We start from the raw sequence: 17,015 nt of genomic DNA, 5'->3' as shown, positions 1-17,015 counted from the left end.
GGCCGTGACTGGCTCCCATGCGAGACGCGTACCTCGTCGGCGCGGCCCAGACCGACTTCGGGTCGTTCCCCGACGAAAGCTACCGGTCGCTGTTCCGCACGGCGTTCGAGGGCGCCTGCGACAGCGTCCCGGCCGGCATCGATCCAGACGACATCGACGAGGCGTTCGTCGGCACTCTCGGCGTGGGCGGACGACAGCTCGGCCTCTCCGGGCCGGCGGCGACCGAGCACGTGGGCCTCGACGGCGTCCCGACGACGCGCGTCGAGAACGCCTGCGCCGCGTCCGGCTACGCGATGCGGCAGGCGGTCCAGGCCGTCAAGAGCGGGATGGCAGACGTGGCGCTCGCCAGCGGCGTCGAGGTGATGACCGACACCTCCAGCGACGCCACGAAGTACTGGCTGGGCGTCTCCGGCGAGACGGAGTGGGAGCGCCTCTCGGGGACGACGTTCGCGGGCGTGTACGCCCAGATGGCGGACGCACACATGGCCGAGTACGGCACGACGAGCGAACAGCTCTCGCACGTCGCGGTCAAGAACCACAGCAACGGGGCGAAGAACCCCCACGCCCACCTCGGCTTCGAGTGCTCGCTCGACGACGCCGAGACCGCGCCGGTCGTCGCCGACCCCCTGACGCTGTACCACTGCTGTCCGACCACCGACGGTGCGGCTGCCGCGCTCGTCGTGAGCGAGGACGTCGTCGACGAGTACACCGACGACCCCATCCGCGTCGCGGGCGTCGGCGCGGCCAGCGACCACGTCGGCCTGTTCCAGCGCGACACCTACACCTCCATCCCGGCCTCGCGCGAGGCGGGCGAGCGCGCCTACGAGATGGCCGGCGTCGACCCGTCGGACCTCGACTTCGCGGAGGTCCACGACTGCTTCGCCATCGCCGAACTGCTCGCGTACGAGGACCTCGGCTTCTGCGAGCCCGGCGAGGGGGGCGAGTTCGTCGCAGCCGGCGCGACGGAACTCGACGGCGAACTTCCCGTCAACACCTCGGGCGGCCTCAAGTCGAAGGGCCACCCCATCGGTGCGACCGGCGTCGGTCAGGTCGCCGAGGCGTTCAAGCAGCTCTCCGGCGACGCGGGCGAGCGCCAGGTCGAGGACCCGACCCGCGGGCTGACGCACAACGTCGGCGGGAGCGGCGGCGCGGCCGTCGTCCACGTCTTCGAACGCGAGTCTGCCGTCGACCGGGAGGTGGACGCATGAGCGACGCACCCGCCATCGCGGCGGTCGGCGCGTACGCGCCCCGGTTCCGCGTCGACGCCGCGGAGTTCCGCGAGGCGTGGGGGCAGTTCCACGCCGCCGGCGTCGAGTCGAAGGCCGTCCCCGGTGCCGACGAGGACGCGCTCACGATGGCCTGGGAGGCGGCGACGCGCGCGCTCGACGCCGCCGGTCGCGACGGCGACGAGGTCGCGTTCCTGGCGTTCGCCTCGACGACGCCGCCGCTGGCCGAGTCCGACCTGACCGTCCGTCTCGGCGGGATGCTCGGCGTTCCCGACGACGCGACCCGCCACGTCTTCACGGGCAGCACCCGCGCCGGGACCCGCGCGCTCGACGCCGGTCTCGCGGCCGGACAGTGGGGCGACGGCGTCGGTCTCGTGGTCGCCGCCGACAGCCCGCGCGGCGAACCGGACAGCGACGAGGAGCACGCCGCCGGCGCTGGTGCCGCGGCGTTCGTGCTCGCCGCCGAAGGCCCGGCGGTCGTGACCCAGCAGGCGGAGTACGCGAGCGAGTACCCTGGCACGCGCTTCCGACGGACCGGCGACGACGCCACGGAGGGCCTGGGCGTCACCGCGTACGACCGCCAGGCGTTCACGGACACGCTCGCGGGCGCTGTCGCCGAACTGGACTTCGAAGACGTCGACGCCGCGGCCGTGCAAGCGCCGGACGGGAAGCTCCCCTACCGCGCCGCGGGCGCACTCGGCGTCGAGGCCGCCGACGTCCAGGAGTGCGCGCTGGTCCGCGACCTCGGCGACACCGGTGCGGCGAGCGTGCCCCTGAGCCTCGCCCGCGCGCTGGCAGACGGACACGAGCGCGTCCTCGCGGCCGCCTACGGTAGCGGCGCGGGCGCGGACGCCCTGGTCGTCGAGGCAGAGAGCGGCGAGGTGCCGGCGTCGCTTGCGCTCGACGGCGACGAGTCCGTCTCCTACGCCGAGTACCTCCGCCAACGCGGCGAACTCACCTCCGGCCCGCCGAGCGGCGGCGGTGCGTACGTCAGCGTCCCGTCGTGGCGGCGCACCCTCGACCAGCGCCACCGGCTGGTCGCCGGCCGCTGTCCCGACTGCGGGGCGCTGAACTTCCCGCCGGAGGGCGCCTGTACCGCCTGCACCTCGCTCGTCGAGTACGAGGAAGTGACCCTGCCCGGCACCGGTACCGTCGAGGCAACGACGACCATCTCGCAGGGCGGCGCACCCCCGGAGTTCGCCGAACAGCAGGCCAGGTCCGGCGACTTCGGCGTCATCGTCGTGGCGTTCGACGGCCCCGAGGGCGGGCAGACGAGCGCGCCGGCGCAGGTGACGGGGACCGACCCCGGGAGCCTCACTATCGGCGACCCGGTCGAGACGACGATGCGGCGCATCTACACGCAGGAGGGCGTCACCCGCTACGGGTTCAAGCTGCGGCCGCCGGTCGACGACTGAGCGGGGTGACCCCGACGAGAGCGACGGACGTGGCAAGTCCGTCCCGGAGATAAACGCTTTTCGTGCGCCGACGCCGTTTGTCGCACGATGAAGGTAGGCGTACTCGGAGCCGGGACCATGGGACACGGCATCGCCCAGGTCACGGCCATGGCCGGACACGACGTGACGCTGCGGGACATCGAGATGGAGTTCGTCGAGGACGGCATCGACAGCATCGAGGCCAACCTCCAGGGGGGCGTCGACCGCGACAAGGTGACCGAGGCGGAGAAGGACGCGGCGCTCGACCGCATCTCGGGGACGACCGACCTCGAAGAAGCGGTCGGCGACGCGGACCTGGTCGTCGAGGCCGTCCCCGAGGAGATGGAGATCAAGCATAGCACCTTCGGAGACGTGGAGGAACTCGTCGACGACGACGCCATCATCGCCTCGAACACGTCCTCGCTGTCGCTGACCGAGATCGCGAGCGCGCTCGACGACCCCTCGCGCGCCGTCGGTCTGCACTTCTTCAACCCCGTCCACATCATGAAGCTCGTCGAGGTCGTCGTGCCCGAGCAGGCCGACGACGAGACGGTCGCGTTCGCCACGGAGTTCGTCGAGGACGTCGACAAGGTGGCCGTCGAGGTGCGCGACTCGCCCGGCTTCGCCTCCTCGCGACTCGGCGTCGCGCTCGGCGTCGAGGCCATCCGGATGCTCCAGGAGGGCGTCGCCAGCCCCCGGGACATCGACGCAGCGATGGAACTCGGATACAACCACCCGATGGGCCCCATCGAACTCGGCGACGTCGTCGGACTCGACGTCCGCCTCGACATCCTCGAACACCTCCGTGAGGAGCTCGGCGAGCGGTTCCGCCCGCCGCAGATCCTCCGCCAGAAGGTGCGCGCCGGGAAGCTCGGCAAGAAGACCGGCGAGGGGTTCTACGTCTGGGAGGACGGCGAGATAGTGGGCACCTCCGGCGACTGGGGTGACGACGAATGAGCGGCGACGCCTCGCCCGGCAGTCCGCAGCAGGTGGCTGGCGAGTGCGAGACCGTCGACGTCGCCGTCGGCGAGCGAGCCGACCACGTCGCGACGGTCACGCTCTCGCGCCCCGACGCCCGCAACGCGCTGAACGCCCAGCTCCGCGCCGAGCTGAAGGACGTCCTCGACGCGGTCGAGGCGTCCGACGAGGTGCGCGTCGTCGTGCTGACTGGCTCAGAGGACTCCGGCTCGTTCGTCGCCGGCGCTGACGTGAAGGAGCTCCGCGAGCGCGGTCCCATCGAGCAGCGGGAGGCGAGCAAACGCCCCCGTGTCTACGAGTACGTCGACGACCTGGAGAAGCCGGTCATCGCGCGCATCAACGGGCACGCGCTCGGCGGCGGCTGCGAACTCGCGCAGGCCTGCGACGTGCGCATCGCCCGCGAAGACGCGAAGCTCGGCCAGCCCGAGATCAACCTCGGCATCATGCCCGGGGGCGGCGGCACCCAGCGGCTCGCGCGACTCGTCGGCGAGGGCCAGGCGATGCGGCTCGTCCTCTCCGGCGAGATCATCGACGCCGAGGAGGCCAGCGACATCGGTCTCGTAGACGAGGTCCACGCCACCGACGCGCTGGACGAGCGCGTCTACGAACTCGCCGGCCGGATGGCGGCGAAGAGCCCGCTCGCGCTCGAACTCGCGAAGAAGGCCGTGAAGGCGAGCAGCCGGATGGACCTCGAATCGGGCATCGAGTACGAGGCCGAACTGTTCGCGCAACTGTTCGCCTCCGCGGACAAGAACGAGGGCATCGACGCGTTCCTGGAGGACAGAGAGCCCGAGTGGGAAGGCCGCTGACGCGACGACCGACTACTGCACCGGACCGGGCCGGAGGCGGGTCCCCGACGACCGGTAGTCGTCGAACGTCTCCCGCCCCCACGTCACCGCCTCGCGCGACTCGTTGACGACGAGTCCGCGCAGTTCGCCGCGCTCGTCGTAGGCCACGACGCCGACGCCGCTCCGCTTTCCTTCGACGACGACGAGACCGAACGGGAGCGTCGCCTCCGTCTCCCACACCGCGAGGTGGCCCGTGTCGAGCGTCTCGCCGAACTCGTCCCCGTACTCCGTGAGCAGGTACTCCACGACGGGTTTCTCGAGGACGAGGTTGGCCGCGAGTTCCCCGGTGACGGCCTGCTCGTGGAACAGGTCGACGTACTGTGGGAGCGCCACCGGCGAGATGCCGCGTACGACGTCGGCATCACCGACGAGTTCTTCGAACAGCCGAACCGGACGGTTCGGGGCGTGTCGTTCGGCCGTGACGACGTCTGCGCCGTCCAGCAGCGCCGACGGGACGTCGACGGTCCGCGGCAGACTCGCCAGGAGTTCTCGCGTCCGGGAGACGTCCGTCACCGTCCCGTGGAACGTCGCGTACGCCGACTCGACCATGCGCCCCGCGAGCGTCAGCACGAGTCCGTCGTCGGTTCGCTCGACGAGTCCGTGTTCGTCGAGTTCGCGTACGGCCTTGTAGACGGTCGAACGGGAGACGCCGAGTTCGTCGCGGAGGTCGCGCTTCCGCTTCGGTCCCGCGGCGAGCGCAGCGAGGAACGACGAGCGTCTCGTTACGGTCGCGATCGTCTCCGCCGGCACGTCCTCGCTCGCCGTCATCGTTCGTGGACGTCGGGGGTCCGTCCGCATAAAACTATCTTAAATAGCCGGTTAGTTTATTAGGCGCGTTCAGAACACCGGACGATTCCACGTCCGTAAGACGGATACGACTTGCCGAAACCCGTCCCGTGCCGTAAAGTAAAGCGGCCCGACCACCACCATCTACTCGTCCGGAACCTTTTCGGACGCCGGTCCCCGCCGACGCTCCCGGTCCGGCGTGCACTCCAGCGACCACCGGTCGTCGTCCGGCGACGGCGACTGCGCTGGTCGCTCTCTCCACTCCGTCAGGAACATCTTCGACAGCGACGGTCGAGCGACCGTGGGTCGCGAAATCACGTCCGGGCCAGACTCCCGGACGCGATGCGGCGTGACGCCGCGGTTGTCAGAGACACGTCGATCCAGTGTACCTGCACTCGGCAGAACGGCCGGTTGCAGGTATTCACCTGATTTTTCCCGCACAATATATGTCTTTGGTTAGTAAATCAAACAAGTAGATTCATACGGGACAGGTGAAGATGAAGTGGGCACCCCGGCGGACGACGATGGGGGGTGGCGACCGTGACCGACGTCGTCCGTCGTTCCGCAACACTTAGGCCCGCGCTCGGAGCATGGTCGAACGTGACGATACACAGCGACTGGGGAGACTGGCTCCCGCGCGCCGTCGAGGACGCCGACCCCGACGGCGTCGCCATCTGGTATCTCGGCTGCAACGGGTTCGTCCTGAAGGGCACCGATGGGACGACGGTGTTCGTCGACCCCTACCTCGGCACCGGCGACCCGCCGCGGACGGTCCGGATGGTCCCCGTGCCGTTCGACCCGACCGACGTCGACGAGGCCGACGCCCTCTTCGCGACCCACGAACACACCGACCACGTCCACGGGCCGAGCCAGGCACCCATCCTCGAATCGACGGGCGCAACGCTGTACGCCCCGGACGATAGCCTCGCCGTCGCGCGCGAGGAAGAGCGCTGGCCCGACGAGTGGGACGTGACCGACGACCAGTTCGCCGAGGTCGCCGAGGGCGAGTCCGTCGAGGTCGGCGAGTTCACCGTCCACGTCGAACCGGCCCACGACCCGGACGCGACCCATCCCGTCTCCTACGTGTTCGAACACGATGCCGGGACCGTCTTCCACGGCGGCGACACCAAGCCCGGCGACGAGCTCGCCGGCGTCGGCGAACGGTACGACATCGACCTCGGTATCCTGGCGTTCGGGTCCGTCGGCCGGATTCCGGACAAGGAGACACGCGAACCGAAGCGGACGAAGTGGTACAGCGACGAGAACCAGGTCGCCGAGGCAGCGAACGCGCTCGAACTCGACCGACTGTTGCCGAGCCACTGGGACATGTGGAAGGGCCTGACCGCGGACCCGACGGCCCTCCACGACCACGTTCGCAGCTTCGACCACCCGCTGTCGCTCGCCATCGTCGAGATCGGCGACCGCGTGGACCTCTGACCGGGGTCGCCCCCGGGACGTTTCCGCTTCGTTTTCGAGAACCGGACCAGTAGCGTTACTCTCCGCCGATGCCGATTTCTCACCATGTCCGACGACGGCACCAGCAGTCGCAGACGGTTCATCCACCTCGCGGGCGTGACCGCGGCGACGGTCGGCCTGGCGGGATGCAGCAGCAACGGCGGCGACGGCGGCGACGGTGATACGACCGGCGGAACCCAGGGGACCGTCGAACCCGTCCCCGACCAGTACGCGACCGCCACGGCGCTGGGTGGGAACGAACGCGACCCGGACGCGGTCTCGTCGCAGTCCGCCGTCGCCTACCAGCCCGAACCGAAGAGCGGCCAGCAGTGCTCGGGGTGTCTGTACTACATCCCCGACAAGAACGGCGACGGCGTCGGCGCCTGCGCCATCGTCGAAGGCACCATCGAGCCGAATGCCTACTGCGTGAGCTACGCCCCCTACCAGGGGTAGCTGGCACAGCCTTTTCTACCGGGGCGGGCCAATCGCCAGTCATGACGATCCGACACGACGGCCTCACTGTGGAGTGGTTCGGGTACGCGACGGTCCGACTGGAGACCCCGTCCGGCTTCGTGGCCTACCTCGACCCCGGGCGGTACGGCGTCCTCACCGGCGACTGGGAACCGGACAACCCCGACGCCGCTCACCCGGACCCGGTCGACTACCACGCGCGGGACGGCGACGTCGTGTTCGTGACCCACGACCACCACTACGATTCGGACGGCATCGAGCGCGTCGCGAGCGACGACGCCACCGTCGTCGCGTACGAAGGCGTGGACGCCGCCAACACCGGGCGCGACGTCCGCCCCGTGGACGACCTGCCGTACGACGTCGTGCGGGTCGGTCAGGAGGACCACGTGACCGTCGGCGAGAGCGAGGCGTGGACCGTCCCGGCGTTCAACGAACCGGACGGTCCGCACACGGACGCCGGGGGCGACCCATACCACCCGGAGGGGTTCGGCGTCGGCTACCTCCTGTCGCTCGACGGGACGACGGCGTACTGGCCGGGCGACACCGACGCGCTCGACGGCCTCGGGGAGATCGAGACCTCGCTGTTCCTGCCGCCCATCGGCGGGAGCTTCACCATGGACCGGCACGAGGCGGCCGACCTGGCGGAATCCATCGACCCCGACCTCGTCGTTCCCATCCACTACGACACCTTCGCGGCGCTGGAGACCGACTCGCGGGCGTTCGCCGCGGACGTCGCAAGCCGTGGCGTCCCCGTGGCGCTGGACGAGCGATAGACGCACTGCTGGCGGCAATCGCGGGTGAGAACGGCGGGACGGAGAGAGGCTCGGCCGTCGGAACGGACTGCCCAGCTACAGGACGCCCATCTCGTCCAGGCGCTCGGGCAGGTACGTCTCGGTGACGAAGTCGAGACCGTGGGACGCCAGCGACTGCTGTTCGGACTTCTTCTCGATGTCGAGCTGGAGCTCTATCTGCTCCGTCCAGTAGTCGGACTGGAAGCGCGGGTCCTCGAGTTCGGACTCCAGGGCGTTCACGTCGGAGTCCGAGAGGGGGTCGGTCGGCAGGTCGTACTCGACGATGTCCTCCGGCTGGATGCCGATGAACCTGGCGTCGGGGGTCGCGAGGTAGTCGCTGAGGTGGGCGGACTTGATGGAGCCGTAGGCGACCGAGCCGAAGATGCGGTACGACCACGGGTCGCCGTCAGTGAACACAGTGACCGGCAGGTCGAGTTCGTCGTGGAGCCGTCGGGTGATGCGACGTGTCGCCCGGGCCGGCTGGCCCTTGAGGTGGACGACGATGGTGTTGTACTCCTCGTCGAAGCCGTTCTCGACGAGGCGGTCGCGCATACCACCGGTCTCGACGCAGAGGACGAAGTCGGCGTCGTGGTCGAGGAACTCGATCGTGTCGGGATTGTTCGGGATCTGGTAGCCGCCCTCCCCGACGTCCTTCTGGCAGTGTATCTCGCGCTCGCCGCGGCGGGTCTGCTCGCGAAGGTGCAGCGGGCCCATGATGGTCGCGCCGGACTCCTCGGGCCGCATGTGGAAGTCCTCGCGGGTGACGTCCGAGACGATCTCGAGGTCCTCGACCATCTGGTTCGACTCGTCCTGGTCGTTGAACTGCGCCTCGTTGGCGTCCCACGATTCGGAGAGGTAGTACAGCTCACGCAGGGTGGACGAGCGCTCCTCCTGGAGCTGCGTCGAGAGGAACTCGATGGTGTAGATTGCCTTCAGCAGCTTCTGGGCGCCGCGGACGCTCTTGGCGCTGCGGGTGCTCTGGCGGTCGCCGTACACCCACACCTCGTCCTCCTCGTCGTACTCGATGTTGCTCTTGGTCCGAGTCGGGAGGTTCATCCGCGGCACTTCGCCCTGTTCGAACTGGTCGTAGAACTCCTCCGCGAGTTCGATGAGTTGCTCGCGGGCGTCGGATTCCGTGTCTGCGCTCATGTGTTGTTGGTGAGTAGCTCGTCTTCGATTCCGGCCACGTCAGCCGTGTCGAACGACGCGTCCGGGTCGGTCTCGTAGGTCAGTTCGGCGGTCTCGCCGCTCTCCACTTCCGGCGACCACTTGATGAACCACTCCCCGTCCATGTCGACGGCGGTCGCGCCGTCGGAGAGGTTCCGCGGCTCGGCGGAGACGATGTCGGTCACGTCGACCGCTTCGTTGCTGGAGGTGTGGTTCTCCACGGCGAGGCTCACCGCGCCGTCCTCGACCGTCCGCTCGACCAGCACGTTGTTCATGATGCGGGCGAGCGCGTCGCCGTACTCCGGCTCGTCCCGGCCGGTCACCTCGGCCAGCTTCGTCGCCATCTCCGGGAGGATGGAAGCGATGACGTTCTGCTTGCGCTTGCGCTGCTGGAGCGACCGGCGCTTCTTGAGGTAGGACTTCAGCTCTCGGGCAGCCTCCCGGATGGCGAGTTCGATCTCGTCCTCGATTTCCGGGACGTTCGCGATGGCGTCCTTGCTCTCGCTCGTGAACGGGACGTTCGTCGAAGCGACGTGGACCATGATGACGACCGGTCCCTGGGGGATGCCGCTCCCGCCGGGCTGGTCGAGGTTGTAGTTGCGCCAGCCGATGGACTTGACCACGTCCGTCGTCGCGCAGGCCCCGCGCTGGTAGACCAGCGGAACGCGGTTGGCGAACCGCATGACGTCGGCCTCGCCCTCGTCGGGGAGGTCGCCGCCGTACGCGATGCCCGCCTCGACGATGAACGGGTCGCCGCCGTGGACGTCGGCGTCGCGCGTCGACGCCGCGTAGAAGTCGGCGTCGAACTCCTTCCGGAGCCCCGCCTCGACGAGTTCGTCCGTGATGGGCGACAGGCAGTCGGTCGGCGGGGAGATGATGTCCGTCTCCCGCATCGCCTCCAGCAGTTCGCTGCTGGCGTCGCGGTCGTCGACGAGTTCGCGGACCAGCGGCACGTCGTCCGGGACGGTCACCATCGCCGACCAGAGTTCCTCGACGACGTTCTCGCGGGCCGTCTCGCCGAACGTCGCGTCGGCGTACTCCTCGGTGTTGTCCGCCGCGCGGTCGACGAGTTCGACGAGTTCGTCGCGGGTCGCGCGGTCGACCGACTCCTCGCGGTCGAACTGCGAGGCGAGGCGCTCGGCCAGCGCCTGCACGGTCTCGTCGTCCTTGCGGGTCGTCGTCGCTTCGTCGACGATGCGGTAGAGGTCGGCGGTCCGGTCGGCGACGATGGCGTCCCAGGCGGCCTCGACCGCGTTCGCCTGGACGGTGTCGCCGAACGTCACGCCGTGTTCTTCGCCGACCGCCTCGGCGGCGTCGGCCACCGCCGCTTCGAGCTGCGAGTGGCCGATGGGCTCGCGCTCCGCCACTGCGGCGGCGACGCGCTCGGCGAATGCCGCCGTCGCGTCTGCGCCCTTGTTCGCCACCGCGTCGGTCACGGCAGCCTCGACGTCCTCCTCGTCGTGAGCCTGCGGGCCGCGCCACGTGAGCTCGCGGCCGAAGTGGCGGTCGCGGAAGTTGTCGACGATGCTGTCGGCGGTCTTCTTGCCGACGCGCGTGAACTCCTCCTGGACGAACCCGGAGACGCTGTGCGAGCTGGTGTTCGACAGCATCTTCAGCACGGTCCCGAGTTCGACGCCGTGCGGGTGCGGGCGGATCTCGTCTGTCTCGGCGGGCATCTCGTAGCCGTCGGCCCGCTCGAACACCTGCTCGTCGTCCATGCTCGGCTCCTTGAACCGGATGCGAGCGTGCGGGTTGACGACGGCGGTGTGCTTGATGTACCGGAGGAGCTGCTGGCGGGCCCGCATGTTGGCCTCCATCTCCATCTCGATGCGGGTGCCGTGGGTCGGGTTGAGGTCGCTCTCGCCCGGCGAGAGTTCGACCTCCTTCTTGATCTCCGGCTCGTTCTCGTCGGTGTCGATGATGAGCTCGAAGTACTGGGCCGTGCTGCTGTTCTCGGTCCGGCTGGTGACCTTCGCGGGCTTCCCGCTGGTCAACTGGGAGTACAGCACCGCCGCGGAGATGCCGATACCCTGCTGGCCGCGGGACTGCTCGCGCTTGTGGAACCGCGAGCCGTACAGCAGCTTCCCGAAGACGTTCGGTATCTGTTCGCGGGTGATGCCGGGGCCGTTGTCCTCGACGATGAGCCGATAGTAGTCGCCGGCCTCCTCGATCTTGACGTAGATGTCCGGCGGGTCCAGCCGGGCCTCCTCGGTGGCGTCGAGCGCGTTGTCGACGGCCTCCTTCACGGCCGTTACAAGGCCGCGGGCCCCGCTGTCGAACCCGAGCATATGCTTGTTCTTCTCGAAGAACTCGGCGATGGAGATCTGTCGCTGGCTCTCGGCCAGCTCCTCGGCGATCCCCTCGTCGCCGAGCGTCGACTGCATCGAAGGCATTCTTCGCTCGTAATTATCGCCGGGGGCGTTAAAACTGCCGCGGTGGTCCGCGGTGAAAGTGAAAGTGTAGGCGGGCGTCGGGGGAGCCGCTCGTTCCATCGCTCCGGTCGCAGGGTGACCAGTCGCGTCCGTGCCGTTCCGCCACTACACCGACCCACTTCGACGGTGGGTCATCACCGAGCCCGCTGTACCCGCCGTCAGTTGCTCTCTCGCCGTTCCCCCCACATTCTGATGCGTCGCTGGCCTGTTCCAACGCGGCGTCGGGCTGTTCTTTCTCGCTGGCGCCCTATTTTTGGGTTTCATGCGCGCGCGTGCGTGACCTTTATCAGTTGGAAGCTCCTACGATAAATCAGGATTTATGAGCGACGCAAATGAGTATGGAGCCGGGCAGATACAGGTCCTGGAAGGGCTCCAGGCCGTCCGGAAACGTCCGGCGATGTACATCGGTTCTACCGACTCTCGCGGGTTACACCACCTCGTGTTCGAGGTGGTCGACAACTCAATCGACGAAGCACTGGCGGGCCACTGTGACACCATCGACGTCACCGTCCACGAGGACGACTCCGTCAGCATCGCCGACGACGGCCGGGGCATCCCGGTCGACACGCACGAGGAGTACGACAAACCCGCCGTCGAGGTCATCCTGACGGTCCTCCACGCCGGCGGCAAGTTCGACAACAAGTCCTACCAGGTCTCCGGCGGTCTGCACGGCGTCGGCGTCTCCGTCGTCAACGCGCTCTCCCAGCGCCTCGAGGTCGAGGTCAGGCGCGAGGGGACGCTCTGGCGACAGGCGTTCGAGCGCGGCGAACCCCAGGGTGAACTGGAGGAGGTCCGACCCCTCGACGACGAGGAGGAGACCGGGACCGAGATCCGGTTCTGGCCCGACGACGACATCTTCGAGACCACCGAGTTCACCTACTCGACGCTCGAGAGCCGCCTCCGCGAACTCGCCTTCCTCAACTCCGGCGTGGAGATCGCGCTGGAGGACGAACGCGACGACGAACAGGGCGACCTGTTCTACTACGAGGGCGGCATCCGCGAGTTCGTCGAGTACCTCAACGAGACGAAGTCGCCGCTGCACCGCGACGTCATCTACTTCGAGGACGAGGCGGAGAACATCCAGGTCGAGGTCGCGATGCAGGCGACCGACGAACTCCAGGGCTCCATCCACGCGTTCGCCAACAACATCAACACGCGCGAGGGCGGTACCCACCTCACCGGGTTCAAGACCGCGCTCACCCGGGTCGTCAACGACTACGCGAACGACAACGACCTGCTCGCCGACCTCGACGAGAACCTCAAGGGCGAGGACATCCGTGAGGGACTCACTGCGGTCATCTCGGTGAAACACCCCGACCCGCAGTTCGAGGGGCAGACGAAGACGAAACTCGGCAACAGCGAGGTCCGGGGCATCGTCGAAAGCGCGATGCACGACGGTCTCGGGACGTTCTTCGAGGAGCACCCCGACACCGCCGAGGCCATCGTCGCCAAGGCGGTCGAGGCCGCGAAGGCACGCAAGGCCGCGAAGAAGGCCGAGGAGCTCACCCGCCGGAAGAACGCGCTCGACTCGACCGCGCTCCCCGGGAAGTTGGCCGACTGTCAGACGCGCGACCCCGAGGAGGCGGAACTGTTCGTCGTGGAGGGCGACTCCGCGGGCGGGTCGGCAAAGCAGGCACGCGACCGCAAGTTCCAGGCCATCCTCCCGCTGTTCGGCAAGGTGCTGAACGTCGAGAAGCACCGCCTCGACCGCGTGCTGGAGAACGACAAGATCCGTCACTTCATCACCGCCGTCGGCACGGGCATCGGCGAGGAGTTCGACATCGACGACGCGCGCTACCACAAGATCATCATCATGACCGACGCCGACGTGGACGGCGCGCACATCCGGACGCTGTACCTGACGCTGCTGTACCGCTACATGCGCCCGCTGCTCGAAGCCGGGTACGTTTACGCGGCCCAGCCGCCGCTGTACCGCATCCGCCACCGCGGCGAGACGTACGACGTGATGACGGAGGCGGAACGCGACCGCATCGTCGAGGAGAAGTGCGACGGCGAACCCTCCCAGGTCCAGCGGTTCAAGGGCCTCGGCGAGATGAACCCCGAGCAGCTCTGGGAGACGACGATGAACCCCGAGAACCGCATCCTCAAGCAGATCACCATCGAGGACGCCGCCGCGGCGGACAAGATGTTCTCCGTGCTGATGGGTGACGCCGTCGAGCCACGCAAGCAGTTCATCCAGGAGCACGCCACGGAAGCCGAGTGGGTCGACATATGAGTTCGGACGTACCAGACGTACCCGACGAGGTCGCCGAACGGATCGACAACGTCCGGGTCGAAGACGAGATGGAGCAGAGCTACATCGACTACGCGATGTCGGTCATCGCGGGGCGCGCGCTGCCGGACGTGCGCGACGGGCTGAAGCCCGTTCACCGGCGCATCCTCTACGCGATGCACCGGTCCGGCGTCACCAGCGGTGCGAGCCACCGCAAGTCCTCGAACATCGTGGGTGACACGATGGGTGACTTCCACCCCCACGGGGACCAGTCCATCTACGACGCGCTGGCCCGGATGGCCCAGGACTTCTCGATGCGCTACCCGCTCATCGACGGCCAGGGGAACTTCGGCAGCGTCGACGGCGACCCGCCGGCCGCGATGCGTTACACGGAGGCCCGGATGGCACCCATCGCGGAGGAGCTGCTGGCGGACATCGACATGGACACCGTCGACTGGCAGTCCAACTACGACGACCGCCTCCAGGAGCCGGAGGTGCTGCCCGCCGCCGTCCCGAACCTGCTGATCAACGGGTCGTCGGGCATCGCGGTCGGGATGTCGACGAACATCCCGCCGCACAACCTCGGCGAGGTCGTCGACGCCACCATCGAGCTCATCGACAACCCCGACGCCACGGTCGAGGACCTGATGGAACACGTCAAGGGACCGGACTTCCCGACCGGCGCGAACATCGTCGGCAAGAACGCCATCCACCAGGCGTACAAGACGGGCCGCGGTCGGCTCCGGGTGCGCGCGGAGTACGAGGTCCAGGACGACCGTATCGTCATCACGGAACTGCCGTTCCAGACGAACAAGGCGCGCCTCGTCGAGAAGATCGCCGACCTCGTCAACGACGGCACCATCGAGGGCATCCGCGACCTGCGCGACGAGTCCGACCGCGACGGCATCCGCGTCGTCGTCGAACTCAAGCAGAACGCCATCGCCGAGGTGGTCGAGAACCAGCTGCTCGACCACTACCTCGAGAAGACGTTCGGCGTCATCAACCTCTCGCTGGTCGACGGCCAGCCCAAGGTGTTGAGCCTCAAGGAGACGCTCGAACACTACGTCGACCACCGGCGCGAGGTCGTCCGCCGGCGCTCCGAACACGAACTCGAGGAGGCCGAACACCGCGCCCACATCCTCGAAGGTCGCCTCCGCGCGCTGGAGGAGATCGACGACGTGGTCGACCTCATCCAGGACGCCGAGGACCGCGACGAGGCTCGCGAGGCGCTCCAGGCCCAGTTCGATTTCTCGGAGACCCAGTCCGAACACATCGTCCGGATGCAGCTCGGTAGCCTCACCTCCCTGGAGGCCGCCGAGATCGAGGACGAGTACGAGGACGTCCAGGCGCGCATCGACCGCCTGGAGACCATCCTCGAAGAGGAGTCGGAACTGCTCGGCGTCATCAAGGACGAACTCCGCGAGGTCAAGGCGGAGTACGACGACGACCGCCGGACGAGCATCGTCGAGGCCACCGACGAGGTGACCCGCGAGGACCTCATCGCCGAGGAGGAGGTGTTCGTCGTCGTCACCGAGCAGGACTACGTCAAGCGCATGCCCGTCGACCAGTTCGACGCCCAGGGCCGCGGCGGCAAGGGCATCATCGGCGGCGACATCAAGGAGGACGACCGCGTCTCGAAGGTGTTCCGGGCCAACACCCACGACTACCTGCTCTGTTTCACCAACCACGGGCAGGTCTACCGCCTGAAGACCTACGAGATTCCCGAGATGTCCCGCACCGCACGGGGCAAGTCCGCCATCAACCTCCTCGACCTCGACGACGGCGAGGACATCACCGCCGTCGTCACCACCGACGAGTTCGAGGACGACGAGTGCCTGACGATGGTCACCCGCCAGGGCTACGTCAAGCGGACCGACGCCGACGAGTTCGAGAACATCCTCTCCACCGGCATCATCGCCGCGCGACTTGAGGACGGCGACGAACTCGTCGACGTCGAGGTCACCGACGGCACGAAGGACCTCGTGCTGGCGACCAGCGGCGGGATGACCATCCGCTTCGACGAATCCGAGGTCCGCGAGATGGGACGTAGCGCCCGCGGCGTCCACGGCGTCGACCTCCAGGACGACGACGAGGTCGTGGGCGTCGTCGCGGCCGACGGCGGGGACCGCGACCTGCTCACCGTCACCCGCCAGGGCTACGGCAAGCGGACGCCCCTCGCCGAGTACCGCCCGCAGTCGCGCAACGGCATGGGCCTCGTCGACATCAAGACAGGCGACCGGAACGGTCCGGTGACGTCCGTCAAGAGCGTCGCCGCGGACGACCACCTCGTCGTGATGAGCGAGGACGGCCAGATCATGCGCATCCGCGCCGGCGACGTCTCCGAGGTCGGCCGGAACACGATGGGCGTGAAGGTGATGGAGATAGAGGGCGGCGACGCCGTCGCCAGCGTCGACGTGCTGCCGACGCCGGACGCCGAGGACGAAGCGGACGCCGCGGACGAGTAAGCAGCGTCCGGCCGTTCTATCGCGCGATTTCTACCACGTCGTAGAGGTCCTCGACCTCGTAGTCCGGTTCGGTCGACAGCGTCGCGTCCGCGCAGTGGGAGCGCCGGATGAACGCCGAGTCGAGGCCTGCGCGGTGGGCGGCCTCGACGTCGCTCTGGCTGTCGCCGACGAACAGCGCGGACTCCGCGCCGAGGTCGTCGAGCGCGCGCTCCAGGAAGTGCGGTTCCGGTTTCTTCCGGTGGAGGTCCTCGACGCCCATTCCGCGGCCGTAGTAGGTGTCGAACAGGTCGCCGAACTCGTGGAAGTCGAGGATGAACTCGATGGTCCGGTGCTGGTTCGAACTCACGATGCCGAGGTCGTGGGCGAGGTCCTCGATGGCCGCCACGTCGTCGTACTGCGTTCGTCTCCCTTCGCGGAACTCGGCCAGTTGCGCCTCGGAGGCGTGGGTGTCGCGGACGTGCCAGAACTCCTGCGGGTCGACGTCGTAGGCGGAACAGACGTCGTAGAGGCTGTCGGGCGTCACGCCGCGGATTATCTCGTCCACGTGCGTGGTGTCCGGGTCGTCGACGCCGACCGCCCGGAACGCCGACTCGGCGGCGGCGAGCAGGTTCTCGTCGGTCGGCGGTTCGACCAGCACGCCGTCGTTGTCGAACAGGATGGCGTCGTAGTCGGTCACGCTCGCGGGTCGTCGAGCTATCTATATCATAATGTCGGTGTTCCGGCCGTTACG

At 68.2% G+C, this 17,015-nt stretch carries 13 protein-coding genes; 9 read left to right on the top strand and 4 right to left on the bottom strand.

Features of this window, described 5'->3' with window-relative positions; all coding sequences use genetic code 11:
* Positions 1-17: 17 nt before the first annotated feature.
* The 4 genes from NKT36_RS01065 (at position 18) to NKT36_RS01050 (ending at position 4,446) form a co-directional block, all read left to right on the top strand.
* A complete protein-coding gene (locus NKT36_RS01065) occupies positions 18-1,208 on the top strand; it encodes a thiolase domain-containing protein (RefSeq protein WP_327052095.1) in 1,191 nt (396 codons plus the stop codon).
* On the top strand, positions 1,205-2,641 hold the full coding sequence (locus tag NKT36_RS01060) for a zinc ribbon domain-containing protein (protein WP_327052094.1): 1,437 nt from the start codon (positions 1,205-1,207) through the stop codon (positions 2,639-2,641). The genes NKT36_RS01065 and NKT36_RS01060 overlap by 4 nt, the downstream gene beginning before the upstream one ends.
* Before the next feature lie 87 nt (positions 2,642-2,728).
* Complete coding sequence (locus tag NKT36_RS01055) at positions 2,729-3,616, top strand: 3-hydroxyacyl-CoA dehydrogenase family protein (protein ID WP_327052093.1); 888 nt, start codon at positions 2,729-2,731, stop codon at positions 3,614-3,616.
* On the top strand, positions 3,613-4,446 hold the full coding sequence (locus tag NKT36_RS01050) for an enoyl-CoA hydratase/isomerase family protein (RefSeq protein WP_327052092.1): 834 nt from the start codon (positions 3,613-3,615) through the stop codon (positions 4,444-4,446). Before NKT36_RS01055 ends, NKT36_RS01050 begins: the two co-directional genes overlap by 4 nt.
* 12 nt (positions 4,447-4,458) lie before the next feature.
* On the opposite strand, the gene NKT36_RS01045 is transcribed toward NKT36_RS01050, so the two are convergent.
* The gene (locus NKT36_RS01045; RefSeq protein ID WP_327052091.1) at positions 4,459-5,253 is read right to left on the bottom strand and encodes a helix-turn-helix transcriptional regulator; all 795 of its coding nucleotides are present in this window, start codon (positions 5,251-5,253) and stop codon (positions 4,459-4,461) included.
* Between the two features lie 618 nt (positions 5,254-5,871).
* Between NKT36_RS01045 and NKT36_RS01040 the strand changes: the two genes are divergently transcribed.
* From NKT36_RS01040 to NKT36_RS01030, 3 genes are all read left to right on the top strand, one after another.
* Positions 5,872-6,708, top strand: coding sequence for an MBL fold metallo-hydrolase (locus tag NKT36_RS01040; RefSeq protein ID WP_407652190.1), 837 nt, complete (start codon positions 5,872-5,874; stop codon positions 6,706-6,708).
* An 84-nt stretch (positions 6,709-6,792) separates the two neighbouring features.
* Entirely contained in the window at positions 6,793-7,179 is a 387-nt protein-coding gene (locus tag NKT36_RS01035; RefSeq protein WP_327052090.1) for a high-potential iron-sulfur protein, read from the top strand.
* Positions 7,180-7,220: 41 nt separating this feature from the next.
* Complete coding sequence (locus tag NKT36_RS01030; RefSeq protein ID WP_327052089.1) at positions 7,221-7,970, top strand: MBL fold metallo-hydrolase; 750 nt, start codon at positions 7,221-7,223, stop codon at positions 7,968-7,970.
* A 75-nt stretch (positions 7,971-8,045) separates the two neighbouring features.
* Here the strand turns inward: NKT36_RS01030 and NKT36_RS01025 are convergent, their stop codons facing one another.
* Together NKT36_RS01025 and NKT36_RS01020 are read right to left on the bottom strand one after the other, a co-directional pair.
* Entirely contained in the window at positions 8,046-9,137 is a 1,092-nt protein-coding gene (locus NKT36_RS01025; RefSeq protein WP_327052088.1) for a DNA topoisomerase IV subunit A, read from the bottom strand.
* Positions 9,134-11,548, bottom strand: a complete 2,415-nt coding sequence (locus tag NKT36_RS01020; protein ID WP_327052087.1) for a DNA topoisomerase VI subunit B — start codon at positions 11,546-11,548, stop codon at positions 9,134-9,136. The genes NKT36_RS01025 and NKT36_RS01020 overlap by 4 nt, the downstream gene beginning before the upstream one ends.
* Before the next feature lie 358 nt (positions 11,549-11,906).
* Here NKT36_RS01020 and gyrB point away from each other — a divergent pair, with 358 nt between their 5' ends.
* On the top strand, positions 11,907-13,823 hold the full coding sequence (gene gyrB, locus NKT36_RS01015) for a DNA topoisomerase (ATP-hydrolyzing) subunit B (RefSeq protein WP_327052086.1): 1,917 nt from the start codon (positions 11,907-11,909) through the stop codon (positions 13,821-13,823).
* Positions 13,820-16,285 (top strand): DNA gyrase subunit A, encoded by a 2,466-nt coding sequence (gyrA, locus tag NKT36_RS01010; protein WP_327052085.1) that lies wholly within the window; start codon positions 13,820-13,822, stop codon positions 16,283-16,285. Before gyrB ends, gyrA begins: the two co-directional genes overlap by 4 nt.
* 16 nt (positions 16,286-16,301) lie before the next feature.
* On the opposite strand, the gene NKT36_RS01005 is transcribed toward gyrA, so the two are convergent.
* Positions 16,302-16,961, bottom strand: a complete 660-nt coding sequence (locus NKT36_RS01005; RefSeq protein WP_327052084.1) for an HAD family hydrolase — start codon at positions 16,959-16,961, stop codon at positions 16,302-16,304.
* Positions 16,962-17,015: the final 54 nt, after the last annotated feature.

This window comes from Halomicrococcus gelatinilyticus (genome assembly GCA_024227995.1).
Lineage (GTDB): Archaea > Halobacteriota > Halobacteria > Halobacteriales > Haladaptataceae > Halomicrococcus > Halomicrococcus gelatinilyticus.
Note: the sequence above shows the minus strand (reverse complement) of the source record. Positions and strands in the feature narration are given on the sequence as shown.

Bases quoted from the DNA above. Each gene is read 5' to 3' on its own strand.
- NKT36_RS01060 (WP_327052094.1), top strand. From the start codon at position 1,205: ATGAGCGACGCACCCGCCATCGCGGCGGTCGGCGCGTACGCGCCCCGG.
- NKT36_RS01045 (WP_327052091.1), bottom strand. From the start codon at position 5,253: ATGACGGCGAGCGAGGACGTGCCGGCGGAGACGATCGCGACCGTAACG.
- NKT36_RS01050 (WP_327052092.1), top strand. From the start codon at position 3,613: ATGAGCGGCGACGCCTCGCCCGGCAGTCCGCAGCAGGTGGCTGGCGAG.
- NKT36_RS01065 (WP_327052095.1), top strand. From the start codon at position 18: ATGCGAGACGCGTACCTCGTCGGCGCGGCCCAGACCGACTTCGGGTCG.
- NKT36_RS01035 (WP_327052090.1), top strand. From the start codon at position 6,793: ATGTCCGACGACGGCACCAGCAGTCGCAGACGGTTCATCCACCTCGCG.
- NKT36_RS01020 (WP_327052087.1), bottom strand. From the start codon at position 11,548: ATGCCTTCGATGCAGTCGACGCTCGGCGACGAGGGGATCGCCGAGGAG.
- NKT36_RS01025 (WP_327052088.1), bottom strand. From the start codon at position 9,137: ATGAGCGCAGACACGGAATCCGACGCCCGCGAGCAACTCATCGAACTC.
- gyrA (WP_327052085.1), top strand. From the start codon at position 13,820: ATGAGTTCGGACGTACCAGACGTACCCGACGAGGTCGCCGAACGGATC.
- gyrB (WP_327052086.1), top strand. From the start codon at position 11,907: ATGAGCGACGCAAATGAGTATGGAGCCGGGCAGATACAGGTCCTGGAA.
- NKT36_RS01030 (WP_327052089.1), top strand. From the start codon at position 7,221: ATGACGATCCGACACGACGGCCTCACTGTGGAGTGGTTCGGGTACGCG.
- NKT36_RS01055 (WP_327052093.1), top strand. From the start codon at position 2,729: ATGAAGGTAGGCGTACTCGGAGCCGGGACCATGGGACACGGCATCGCC.